Origin of the sequence: Paenibacillus sp. Lou8.1 (assembly GCF_024213565.1) — a bacterium.
GTDB lineage: Bacteria > Bacillota > Bacilli > Paenibacillales > Paenibacillaceae > Paenibacillus > Paenibacillus polymyxa_B.
The window spans coordinates 54695-66541 of record NZ_JANAVN010000021.1 but is presented as its reverse complement, the minus strand read 5'-3'; the positions used below and the strand labels follow the sequence as shown (position 1 = coordinate 66541).

The following is an 11847-nucleotide window of genomic DNA, read 5'->3' as shown; positions in this document are numbered from 1 at the left end:
CCTTTCCTGTATGCAGTTTTGGTATATATCTTGTTATGCTTTGCGAGAAGCAGCTTTCTCTAGAGCAACACGCTCCATCTCCAGACGATCTACTTTTCCATTGCGATTTAAAGGAAAATGATCGAGCGGAAGCAAAAGATCGGGAAACATGTATGAAGGGAGTACCTGACTCATCTCTTTGCGGAGCACAGGCACGACCTGTGAGGAATCACTTTCGATGAATGCGACAAGCAATGTCCCTTTAGCCTCATCCTCCAAGGTAATCACGCAGGATCGGTAGCCTAGCGAACCAATTCGGTCCTCGATATAGACTGGAGAGACCATATAGCCCATCCGATTGACCGTCTTACCGCTGCGACCAATGACATACAGCATTCCGTCATCCAGATAGCCCAGGTCCCCCGTCTTGAACCAGCCGTCCTGTAGAACGGATTGCGTCAGGTCTGGACGATTTAGATAACCTTCCATGCATCCAGCACTGCGTATCCACACTTCGCCTACGATACCGTCCGCCTGCTGGTTGCCTGTAGAATCTAGTATTTTCAGATCCACACCAGGTAATGGTAGGCCACAACCCTTCGGACACTCTAGCGTCCCCAGCGTAACGTTGCCCAGTTCAGAAAGGCCGTAACCATTCAGCAGGGGCTGTCCAAATATGTTGTTAAATTTCTCTTCAAGGTCCTGGGTAAGTGGGGAACCGCCTACGCACCACATGCGCACCGGAGCTTCCTTGACCATTTCCAGTTGTTCGGGTTTTCGGTTTAGCATACGCAACAAGGTGTAAAAAGCAGAGGGGTTAGCGTCTACGACCGTCGCCCGGTCTTTCGTAATACTTGCAATGACGCTCCAGAGGTTTTTTGGATTGCAGATGATGAGAGAACATGAAGTTAACCACCAGGAGAAGATAAGTGAGATTCCATAAAAATGAGAAAAAGGCACAACGGGGAGCATATGGTCAGACGGTAGGTAGTTCATGGCGTGTATGGAATGCCTGATATTCTCCATAAAAGCTGAACCAGCTTTCACGATTCCCTTGGGTTTGCCCGTCGTACCTGAAGAATACAGAATGAGCGCATCTGACCTCTCGCACCACTTGCTAAAGTCGAGGGCTTCAAGCTTTGGCTCTCCCACCCAATCCGGGTGTACTGCTTCTTCTTGAATCAGATCTTGAATCAGAATAACGAGAGCATGAGGAAGTTCTAAATCGGAATCCGTAAGGATGCAACAGGCACCCGCTTCATCATAGATTTGGGCCACCTCATCGAGCACAGTCTGCTCGTCCACCACAGTCACTGAAACAGCAATATTGCACAGGGAGAACAGAGACACAACAAACCAATAGGAATTGGCCGCTTTCAGAATCACTCTACCGTCTTCGGGAATTCCTCTGAGCGTCAACATCCGGGAGAAGATTGTAACGTCTCGCTCCAGACGCTCCCTAGTCATAACTCCTTCAGGTGAGATAATACGGCAATCCGTATGCGTAATAAGCACAACGTTCCCTCCTTACATCCCCGTAATATGGTATCCAGCATCTACATGGATAACTTCACCCGTAATGCCTCTCGATAAATGGGAAAATAGGAATAACGCCGTATCTCCGACTTCCGACGTATCAACCGTCTTGCGTAGGGGCGTAGTTTCTTCAATATGTTTGAGCATTGTGTTAAAATCTTTAATGCCATAGGCAGCCAAGGTCCGTATCGGACCAGCGGAAATCGCATTTACACGAATGCCATATGTGCCCAGATCATTCGACAGATAGCGCATGCTGGCTTCCAGTGAAGCCTTCGCCACACCCATAACGTTGTAATTTTTGATCGCTCGTTCTGCGCCAATATACGTCATGGTGACGATACTTCCACCCTCTGTCATCAGCGGGTATACTCGACGGGATACAGCAGCCAGAGAATAGGCACTGATTTCTTGGGCAACAGCGAATCCCTCGCGAGAAGTGTCAACGAACAAGCCATCCAAATCCTCAGCCTTAGCATAGGCGACACTGTGAAAATAACCATGCAATACGCCTACTTTTTCTTTTAGAAAATCCGCTAATGCATCAAGCTCTTCATTGCTTTGTACATTACAAGGACAGACCAGTGCTCCCGGAATGGTTTCAACGAGCTTTAGTACCCGCTCTGCAACCCTCTCATTTTCGTAAGTAAAAATGAGCTGTGCTCCTTCAGCAGCTAAAGATTGAGCTGTCCCCCAGGCAATACTCCTGTTATTAGCCACGCCCATAATCAAAATGTTCTTACCGCTCAGTAGTACTGCCACAGAAACCACCTTTCTTTTTTACATTTTTAAACAAAATAACAACTTAATTGCGTATGTCTACATTTATAGACATATGTAATCTTTCCTGGAATATTATCGCGTTAATTGCCAAACTTGGATAGGCGACGTTTTAGGCAAATCACAAAATTTATTTTAAAATTTGTGTAACACATCGTGTATGCTGTCTGTCATCTCACAAGAAATAGTTGTGTTGCTCCTGTTGGTCTGTGTTCAAATCGAAAGGAATACATGTGTGTGAAAAAAGGTAGCGAGGCAAAAACAAGGTGACTGTCAAAGCGAGTTAAACATAAAATCCGCATATTTTTGTAAATATTTACATTACGATGACAGAATCACCCCCCTACCGGAAGTAACCACTTCATTTTCACCAACAATGACTCTTCCGATTTGAACATCCTGAGTGACCAGCCAGATATCATCTAAGTGTAAGCCTTAACCTTTATAGACTACGCTTTTGTTTTTTGGGAGCTAAAGTATAGCTAAAGGAGACAACAAAGTCGATTGCCAGAACGATTGCCCATGTTTGCATAATGCCCTCCAAAGACATCGTACGCTGAGGATCATTAACATATACAATGATGGCGAGCAACAAAGCGTTACCTATAGCCCAACCCAAAAGGTGAAGCAACCAACCTATCCGTTCCTCTTTTGCATGAGCAGCACCATACTTGCGTTCAGGCTTGGGTCCCTTACCAAACCAATGGGAGAACCGTACATCCGCCCACTTAATTAACCTATGACCAAATGCTACTGTAATACCAAAATAACAGGCCGCCAAGCCAGTAGCAGTCGTAATCTCCATGCCACTTTTCACCGTGATGAACACCGCAATCAGTAACAGGATATCAATAATGGGGGTAAATAGTAAAAGAAGACCGCCTAACTTCTTCAAGCCAAACATATACCTTGCGATCAAGCCTGCAACAACAAAAACCCAAAATAAAACTTCAGCACTAATAATAAATAAATACATAATAGATGATTCCTTTCAAATTAGAAATTGGTATTTACCAAAACTATCCCCCTTTCATGCCCACTATCATACAATATTATACATAATATTCCTAGTATTTTGTCTATAATTACATAAAAGGAAACAAATAGCCGTTTTTTTCTGCGAAAAACTGTATCTGTTCAGAACATTTCGTTTTGTTCTCAAAATGGGCATTTTACATGATATGCTACCCATAAAGAATTATGATGATCTGAAATAAAAAAAGATGTACCTATGCTAATCAGCACGGGTACATCTTTTCTACAGATACACTATCCAATTACAATATGCCCTTCGGGACGACGGTACAATGTCTTGGTCGAGCGTGGACGAATGGCATAGGCAATCGTAAGAGGACCAATCCGACCAATAAACATGGTCACACAAATAATCAGCTTGCCTGCATCAGACAATCCTGGCGTTACTCCTACGGACAAGCCTACCGTTCCGATTGCGGAAGCAGCCTCAAATGCAAGGGAGAGAAATGGGGCATCCTCTGTCATTAGGAGCAGTACAACCACAATCGAGAATATAAATAGGGCCAGTACAATAATGGTCAGCGCCCGCATCATGATATCGTTAGGGACCCTGTGGCGGAAAAACACAATTTCCTTCTGTCCTCGCATGACGGCGATTAGCGCACCTACCATAAGCAGGAACGTAGTCGTTTTAATTCCTCCTCCCGTGGAGCCCGGAGAAGCACCGATAATCATCAGCAACATAATAAAAAACTGACTTGCCTGTCTTAACCCGCTGATATCGACTGTGCTCGTACCTGATGATCTCGTGGAGACCGATTGAAAGACCGCTCCATATACTTTGCCTTCCCAGTTCAACGAGCCCAAGGTTCGTGCATTGGTAAACTCAAAAATAAATATAACCAGCGCACCAATCACAATGAGCACTCCCGACACGCTAAGCACCATTTTGGAGTGTAGAGACAGTCTTCGGGTACGGCGAAAATCGAACAAATCGCTAAGTACAAGGAAACCCAAGCCTCCAGATATAACGAGCACAGATGCAATCATATTAAAAACAAAATCTCCAGCGTACTGTTGGAAGCTAGTCCCAAACAGATCGAATCCCCCGTTATTAAAGAGGGATACGGAATGGAATATTCCATAATAGATCGCTTGTCCGACAGGCATCTCTCGCATCCACCGCAAAGCCAAGACGACGGCAGCTATCGCCTCAATGGTAAAAGAAAAGATCAGCACCTTGCGAATAATACGCACGATCCCTTCCATGCTATCGGCATTAATAGCCTCCTTAAGCAGCAACCGATCCTTTAACGATAATCGCCGCCCCAACAACAGCGCAAACAAGGTCGCTAAGGTCATAAACCCCAGACCGCCTAGCTGCATCAGCACCAAAATGACGGTTTCGCCAAACATCGTATACGTTGAATCGACGTCAACAACAACCAGTCCTGTGACACAAGCGGCTGAGACGGACGTAAAAAGCGAATCAATCCAATGCGGAGCATGACCACTATGATTGGCAACAGGAAGCATCAGTAGCAAAGTACCCAATGCAATAATCAATAAATATCCGATGACCAATATAAAAGGAGGCGATGCGAACCGACTAAGCTTGACGCTGCGTTTCATTAGAGTATTCTCTCCATCCGTTCTTATGAAAAAGAGGAACAAGACACGGGAAGCCCGGCTGATCCTCTATATTCATAATGTTATGTTATTCTACTGTTGGTTACGCATATGCGGGAAAAGCAGCACATCGCGAATGGAAGGCGCATCTGTCAGCAACATAACCAAACGATCGATGCCGATGCCCAGTCCACCTGTTGGTGGCATCCCGTATTCCAAGGCGCGGATAAAGTCATCATCCATTTCATGCGCCTCGTCGTTACCATGCTCACGTTCCAGCAATTGTGCTTCAAAACGTTGGCGCTGGTCGATTGGATCATTCAACTCAGTGAACGCATTCGCATGCTCACGAGCAACCACGAACAACTCGAAGCGATCCGTAAACCGCGGATCTTGTTCGTTTTTCTTGGCCAACGGTGAGATTTCAACCGGATGTCCAGTAATAAAGGTCGGTTGAATAAGCGTTTCCTCTACGAACTGCTCAAAGAATGCATTCAGAATATGGCCAAATGTCATATGCGGTTCAACCGAAACTTTATGCTCTTTCGCAAGGCGATGAGCTTCTTCATTACTCATCTGCATGCTAAAGTCTACGCCTGTTACTTCTTTAACAGCATCAACCATGGAGACTCTGCGCCATTGCGGCGTCAGATCCACTTCCTGGCCTTGATATTGAATGTGCTGTGTGCCCAGTACTTCCTGCGCAATATGTGCAACCATGTTTTCCGTCAATTGCATGATATCTTTATAATCAGCATACGCTTCATACAGCTCAATCATCGTAAACTCAGGGTTATGGCGGGTCGAAATACCTTCATTACGGTAAACACGACCGATCTCATATACTTTCTCCATTCCGCCGACAATTAGTCGTTTCAAATGGAGTTCAATAGCAATACGCATATAAAGCTGCATGTCCAATGCATTATGGTGCGTAACAAATGGCTTCGCTGCCGCCCCGCCAGCAATAGAATGCAATGTTGGAGTTTCAACTTCCAAATAGCCGAGCGAATCGAGATAACGACGCATGGATTGAATAATACGGGACCGTGTAATGAACGTTTTTTGTACTTCAGGGTTCATAACCAAATCGACATACCGCTGACGGTAACGCAATTCAACATCCTTCAGGCCATGATATTTCTCTGGTAATGGATACAAGGATTTGGACAAGACCTCAATATCCAGCACTTTGATTGTCGTTTCGCCTGTTTTGGTTTTAAAGAGCACACCCTTAACACCAACAATATCGCCCAGATCCAAAATACCAAATGCTTTATATTTGGATTCAGGTACCGTGTCTTGACGAACATAAATTTGAATACGTCCGCTAAGATCCTGTATATGAGCAAAGCTGGCTTTCCCCATCACACGTTTAGCCATAATACGGCCTGCTATGCTAACTTCAATATTCTTTTCTTCCAGTTCTTCCTTAGTCAAACTGTCATACTTGCTCAGTAGTACGCCCGCTTCAGCCGTGCGTATGTATTTGCGTCCAAAAGGATCAATGCCCAATGAGCGAAGCTCGTCCAATTTGGCACGGCGAATTTGCAATAGTTCACTTAATTCCTCGCGATTTTCTTGTGATTCCTGGTTAGTAGTTTCATCCGACATGGTGCTAAATCAGCTCCTTCAATATGAATAGACGGGCCGGGGTCCGTCCGGGTGTAGAGAAAAAAAGCTTCCACAAGGAAGCTTTTACATTAAATTCCAAAGTCCGTGTCTTATTTCTTGATATCCACGATTTTATATTGAATAACGCCTGCTGGAACGGTGACATCCACAACAGTTCCCTTTTTCTTACCGAGAATTGCCTTGCCAACCGGACTTTCATTCGAAATCTTGTTTTGTAGCGGGTCAGATTCGGCTGAACCTACGATAGCATACTCTGTAATATCTCCGAATTCCAAATCTTCAACAGTCACAGTCGCGCCTACTCCCACAACATCGGTGTCAATTTCATCACTATTGATAATGCGGGCATTGCGTAGCATCTTTTCCAACGTAATTACACGGCCTTCAATAAAGGCCTGCTCATTCTTCGCATCCTCATATTCGGAGTTTTCACTAATATCTCCGTATCCGATGGCTACCTTAATCCGTTCAGCCACTTCGCGGCGTTTGACAGACTTTAAGTTCTCAAGCTCATCTTCGAGCTTTCTAAGACCTTCCTGTGTCAGAATGACTTCTTTATCGCTCATCTTAACCGATTCTCCTGTCATGGGAAAAGTTTAAAAGTGCATCGGAATGCACGCTTTCAAAACATAATATGCCACTCTGAGGGAATGAGAACATTTCCTGCTGTTGTCTTGAGAGCTGCACACAATTTGTAGCATACATCAAGATTTTATACTGAACGATTATAGGGCAAGCAATTGGAAAAGTCAATCGCGTGCACAGGCCGGAACAGCTTCCTTATTGCGCAACAGCAGCAGGAGAAGCAGCGCTTGTAGAAGGCTCATCGTTATCTACCATGTGCAATTGAGATACAAATTGATCCAAAATGCGTACCATATCGTCGCGCTTTGTTTCTTCCATAATGACATCCTTAATACGTGCAGAACCTTTAAACCCTTTGAGGTACCAAGCCAGGTGTTTACGCATTTCACGGACAGCCACTGCTTCACCCTTCAATGCAACCAGACGATCCATATGCAGAATGGCAATACGAATTTTTTCTTCCGGTGAAGGATCGGGCAACAGCTCGCCCGTTTGCAGGTACTCAATCGTACGGTAGAGCATCCACGGATTCCCCAGAGCACCACGTCCGATCATAACGCCATCACAATTGGTCAAATCCAGCATACGGCGAGCATCTTCCGGTGATGCCACATCACCATTTCCAATTACAGGAATGGAAACTGCTTCTTTAACTTCTTTTATAATATCCCAATTCGCATGTCCCGTATACAGTTGCTCCCGTGTACGGCCATGTACGCTAACGGCCTGACCTCCGGCACGTTCAACAGCGCGAGCGTTCTCTACGGCATAAATATGCTCGCTATCCCAACCAATACGCATTTTCACGGTAACCGGCTTGCTTACCGATTCCACTACCGCCGATACCATCTCATAAATCTTGTTTGGATCAAGCAGCCAACGAGCGCCTGCATCACATTTGGTCACTTTGGGAACCGGGCAGCCCATATTGATGTCAATAATATCTGCATTCGTCTCCTGGTCTACGACTTTCGCCGCTTCCACCAAAGATTTGCGGTCGCCTCCAAAAATTTGCAAGCTAAGCGGCTTCTCGCGCTCATCTACAAACAGCATCTCACGTGTACGCTTGTTGCCGTGAATGATGGCCTTATCACTAACCATCTCTGCACATACCAAGCCTGTACCGAATTCCTTGGCGATCAAGCGAAAAGCAGGATTGCACACGCCTGCCATCGGAGCCAGAACGACTTGGTTTTTCATTTCAATATCGCCGATTTTCAACATATTTGTTCACCCCTTTATTCTTTCTTTTGTATCGTCACTTATCGTCATTCCGTCAGTTCCCGGACTTCAATTTCTAGCGTTTGGGCGATGATGTTCAGCATGTCTGGGTCTACTGTACGATTGCCTCGCTCCACAGCACCTAATACAGTCAAAGATATACCAGTACGTTCTGCCAACTCCTGCTGTGTGAACCCTTTTAGCTTCCGAAAGGCGCGGAGTCGTTGCGCCAGCTGCATGTTTTCCAAAGCTGTATGCCGTCCTTTCCATCCACAGAATTCAATGCAGTATGCACGATACTGTACAGACCGGACGGATCTTGGTTCGGAACGATGTCAGCCAAAGGAACCAGCACAAAAGCACGCTCCAACATACGAGGGTGAGGAAGCTCCAAATCCGGTGTAGCCAGTTGCGCCGCTCCCATCCATAACAAGTCCAGATCAATGGTTCGTGGACCATTAGGAATATGTCTTACTCTCCCCAGACGACTCTCCACCTCCAGCATATATACCAGAAGCTCCTCTGGAGCAAGTGTTGTAGATACGGCTACCGTCATGTTCAAAAAAGAAGGTTGATCCAGATACCCAATAGGTTCTGTTTCGTACAGACTGGAGCACCGCAGCACCCGTATAACCGGATGTTCGTCCAGCGCCGTAATGGCTTCATACAGGGTATGCTCACGCTCCCCCAAATTAGCCCCTAAAGCAATATAAGCCTCTGATCCCTCAGAGGTCGAATGTGCATTCATGTATCGTTCCTACTTTCTTGCGCGATAAAGCTCAACCGTCACGCCTTGAAAATGAATATCAAACGGCGGATGCGGCTTCGTGACTTTGACAGTCAGTGCATTGACACTAGTATAAGTGTCCAGTAGGGAAGATGCAATACGTTCGCCCAAAGCTTCAATCAATTGGTAAGATTCCTTTTCTACAATATCTTTAACGGTGTAATGCACCTCGGCGTAATTAACCGTTTTGTCCAAAGCATCCTGCTCACCCGCTTCACGCAGATCAAGCTCCAGTTCCAAATCAATATAGAAACGCTGTCCCAGCTTGCGCTCCTCTGGAAAAACGCCATGATATCCGTAATACTCCATACGATGCAAAACCATTTTATCCATCGTGGGTAGACCCCCTGTTTTTTATTAGATTTTTCTAAATAGGCTCAACCACCATAACTCAGTGCATTTTTAGACCCGTACACCATCGCATCACACATACGTACGGTGCGCTTGATTTGTGCCACATCATGTACACGCACAATCTGGCACCCTTGAGCAATGCCAAAAGCAACAGTAGCCGCCGTGCCCTCCACTACATCATTCACAGGCAAATCGAGTGCTGTACGAATAAATCTTTTGCGTGACGTAGCCAATAACAGTGGGAAGCCTAGCTGACTCAATGTATCGAGAGAAGTCATGGCATGGATATTTTCATCATAATCCTTGGCAAAACCGATGCCTGGGTCTAAAATGATCTGTTCCTCACGTACCCCCGCATCCAGCGCTAATCGGATACTCTCTTTCAAATCAGACAGCATATCAGAAACCAAATCACTATAATTACGATCATGACGATTATGCATCAAAATGACCGGGCAATCGAATTCCGCAGCTACACGCGCCATATCAGGGTCTGCCTTAAACCCCCACACATCATTAATGATATGTGCGCCAGCTTCAAGCGCCTGCCTGGCTACTTCGGCTTTGTAAGTATCTACAGATAACGGAATGTGCGGTGCAATGCGATGGATGGCTTGGACGACCGGAATGACCCGTGCCAGCTCCTCTTCCACACCTACCGGATCATGCCCCGGACGGGTAGACTCCCCACCAATGTCAATGATATCGGCTCCATCTTCCACCAGCTTCAATGCATGTAAAACAGCAATCTCGGGACTATAATGTAATCCTCCATCGGAAAATGAATCTGGGGTCACATTCAGTATACCCATGATCTGTGTGGAGTGTCCGAGCGTAAGCTCGGCATCCCCCATTCGGTAACTACGTTGATAAAGGGTCGGTATGTTCACTTGATCCCTGCTTTCTGTCTATAATCGTGCAACAGCAAAGCTGTTATGGACCTGGGCTGTGTCAAGGGAACCGATACATGGTTCGTTGCTCCTCCCGGCCCCAACAACAAATCCACGGGCCGTATTTCTTGTATAGAGTTGGTCATAAAAATTTCATCAGCCTGTTTCAGCTCGTCCCAGCGGTACAACCCCTGCTCACAAGGAATGTCTCGCAGATGCGCCAGCTCCAAAATGAATTCACGCGTAATGCCTGGCAGAATCCCTGTACACAAGTCAGGGGTATACAGCGTATTATTCCGCACAAAAAACAGATTGCTGACCATTCCCTCTGCCAGAAAACCATCCGCCGTAAGCATCATTCCTTCAGCCTTATAACGGACAGCCTCGGCATACTGCTGAAGTTCCCGCTTCGCAAGAATATTATTCATATAATGGAGCGACTTTAAACGAACCTCACCCTCTGGAGTGTTTCTGCGGGTTCGCAACAACTGAAGCGCCGATGGGGAAATGGATTGCCCGGTTTGTGTATGGGTAGAGGGCAACGGTTTCGCAAACAAAATATGGTTGGGGCGCGTATAGTCCCCCGTCGGCAATCCTAGCACCTCTTCGCCCGCTGATACGGTGTAGCGGATATAGGCTTCATCCAGTCCATTCGCCACCATCAGATGTTGGATGTGTCTCGTAAGCTGCTCCTCATCCGGTTGAAAAGGAATGCCGAGCATTCGGCAACCTTCCTGCAGTCGATGCAGATGCCGATCCAGCAAGAATGGGACACCCTTGTAGGTGCGGAATGTTTCAAACAAGCCCATTCCGTATAAAAAGCCGTGATCACTTACGTGAATCACGGCTTTTGCGGCATCCGTGAGGACGCCGTTGACTCCGATATATTTCATGAATCAGACGCCTACCTTGCGTTTTAGGAAATTGCGTAATAGTTGATGCCCGTAATCCGTAATAATGGATTCTGGATGGAACTGAACTCCTTCTACGGCAAATTCTTTATGCCGCAAACCCATAATTTCACCTTCCGCGGTTTCTGCGGTAATCTCTAGACACTCAGGCAGACTCTCGCGCTCCACCAGCAATGAGTGATACCGGGTTGCTGTGAACGGAGAAGGCAAGCCTTCAAATACCGATGTATTGTGATGAAGAATCGGTGATGTTTTACCGTGCATGAGTCGTTCAGCCCGGATAACCTTACCGCTAAAAGCCTGTCCGATGGCCTGGTGGCCGAGGCAAACGCCAAAAATCGGAATGCGACCTTTAAAATGGCTGATCACATCCAGTGATATCCCCGCCTCATTCGGCGTGCATGGACCCGGCGAGATCAAAATATGCTCTGGTGCCAGCTCTTCTATGCCCTTTACATCAATCTCATCGTTCCGTTTTACGGTTACTTCTTCGCCAAGTTCACCCAAATATTGAACAAGATTGTACGTAAACGAATCATAATTATCAATCACCAAAATCATACGA

At 46.1% G+C, this 11847-nt stretch carries 13 protein-coding genes; all 13 read right to left on the bottom strand.

Going from position 1 to position 11847, the window contains the following annotated elements; genetic code table 11:
• Positions 1 to 33: 33 nt before the first annotated feature.
• Positions 34 to 1494, bottom strand: a complete 1461-nt coding sequence (locus tag NLX78_RS24470) for a class I adenylate-forming enzyme family protein (RefSeq protein ID WP_053324333.1) — start codon at positions 1492 to 1494, stop codon at positions 34 to 36.
• Between the two features lie 12 nt (positions 1495 to 1506).
• The gene (fabI, locus tag NLX78_RS24465) at positions 1507 to 2277 is read right to left on the bottom strand and encodes an enoyl-ACP reductase FabI (RefSeq protein ID WP_013308164.1); all 771 of its coding nucleotides are present in this window, start codon (positions 2275 to 2277) and stop codon (positions 1507 to 1509) included.
• Between the two features lie 460 nt (positions 2278 to 2737).
• A complete protein-coding gene (locus NLX78_RS24460) occupies positions 2738 to 3271 on the bottom strand; it encodes a hypothetical protein (protein ID WP_235306860.1) in 534 nt (177 codons plus the stop codon).
• 293 nt (positions 3272 to 3564) lie between these two features.
• Entirely contained in the window at positions 3565 to 4902 is a 1338-nt protein-coding gene (locus NLX78_RS24455; RefSeq protein ID WP_254351772.1) for a TrkH family potassium uptake protein, read from the bottom strand.
• A 90-nt stretch (positions 4903 to 4992) separates the two neighbouring features.
• The gene (gene lysS / locus NLX78_RS24450; protein ID WP_254351771.1) at positions 4993 to 6513 is read right to left on the bottom strand and encodes a lysine--tRNA ligase; all 1521 of its coding nucleotides are present in this window, start codon (positions 6511 to 6513) and stop codon (positions 4993 to 4995) included.
• A gap of 110 nt (positions 6514 to 6623) precedes the next feature.
• Positions 6624 to 7100: a transcription elongation factor GreA gene (greA, locus tag NLX78_RS24445; RefSeq protein WP_013308160.1), complete on the bottom strand. Its 477-nt coding sequence runs from the start codon at positions 7098 to 7100 to the stop codon at positions 6624 to 6626.
• 214 nt (positions 7101 to 7314) lie between these two features.
• Positions 7315 to 8343 carry a tRNA dihydrouridine synthase DusB gene (gene dusB, locus NLX78_RS24440; protein WP_250259961.1) on the bottom strand — a complete coding sequence of 343 codons (1029 nt, stop codon included), beginning with the start codon at positions 8341 to 8343 and terminating at the stop codon, positions 7315 to 7317.
• 44 nt (positions 8344 to 8387) lie between these two features.
• Entirely contained in the window at positions 8388 to 8588 is a 201-nt protein-coding gene (locus NLX78_RS24435; RefSeq protein ID WP_025719314.1) for a helix-turn-helix domain-containing protein, read from the bottom strand.
• Entirely contained in the window at positions 8540 to 9088 is a 549-nt protein-coding gene (gene folK, locus NLX78_RS24430) for a 2-amino-4-hydroxy-6-hydroxymethyldihydropteridine diphosphokinase (protein ID WP_254351770.1), read from the bottom strand. The genes NLX78_RS24435 and folK overlap by 49 nt, the downstream gene beginning before the upstream one ends.
• Before the next feature lie 9 nt (positions 9089 to 9097).
• Complete coding sequence (folB, locus tag NLX78_RS24425) at positions 9098 to 9460, bottom strand: dihydroneopterin aldolase (protein ID WP_023986457.1); 363 nt, start codon at positions 9458 to 9460, stop codon at positions 9098 to 9100.
• Positions 9461 to 9504: 44 nt separating this feature from the next.
• On the bottom strand, positions 9505 to 10371 hold the full coding sequence (gene folP, locus NLX78_RS24420) for a dihydropteroate synthase (protein WP_254351769.1): 867 nt from the start codon (positions 10369 to 10371) through the stop codon (positions 9505 to 9507).
• Positions 10368 to 11264, bottom strand: a complete 897-nt coding sequence (locus NLX78_RS24415; protein WP_254351768.1) for an aminotransferase class IV — start codon at positions 11262 to 11264, stop codon at positions 10368 to 10370. Before NLX78_RS24415 ends, folP begins: the two co-directional genes overlap by 4 nt.
• Before the next feature lie 3 nt (positions 11265 to 11267).
• Entirely contained in the window at positions 11268 to 11843 is a 576-nt protein-coding gene (gene pabA / locus NLX78_RS24410; RefSeq protein WP_254351767.1) for an aminodeoxychorismate/anthranilate synthase component II, read from the bottom strand.
• Between the last annotated feature and the right edge of the window lie 4 nt (positions 11844 to 11847).

What these genes read in the sequence shown, in the direction of transcription:
- NLX78_RS24460 (WP_235306860.1), bottom strand. Translation starts at nt 3,271, where the DNA reads ATGTATTTATTTATTATTAGTGCTGAAGTTTTATTTTGGGTTTTTGTT.
- NLX78_RS24455 (WP_254351772.1), bottom strand. Translation starts at nt 4,902, where the DNA reads ATGAAACGCAGCGTCAAGCTTAGTCGGTTCGCATCGCCTCCTTTTATA.
- lysS (WP_254351771.1), bottom strand. Translation starts at nt 6,513, where the DNA reads ATGTCGGATGAAACTACTAACCAGGAATCACAAGAAAATCGCGAGGAA.
- greA (WP_013308160.1), bottom strand. Translation starts at nt 7,100, where the DNA reads ATGAGCGATAAAGAAGTCATTCTGACACAGGAAGGTCTTAGAAAGCTC.
- dusB (WP_250259961.1), bottom strand. Translation starts at nt 8,343, where the DNA reads ATGTTGAAAATCGGCGATATTGAAATGAAAAACCAAGTCGTTCTGGCT.
- folK (WP_254351770.1), bottom strand. Translation starts at nt 9,088, where the DNA reads ATGAATGCACATTCGACCTCTGAGGGATCAGAGGCTTATATTGCTTTA.
- folB (WP_023986457.1), bottom strand. Translation starts at nt 9,460, where the DNA reads ATGGATAAAATGGTTTTGCATCGTATGGAGTATTACGGATATCATGGC.
- NLX78_RS24415 (WP_254351768.1), bottom strand. Translation starts at nt 11,264, where the DNA reads ATGAAATATATCGGAGTCAACGGCGTCCTCACGGATGCCGCAAAAGCC.
- pabA (WP_254351767.1), bottom strand. Translation starts at nt 11,843, where the DNA reads ATGATTTTGGTGATTGATAATTATGATTCGTTTACGTACAATCTTGTT.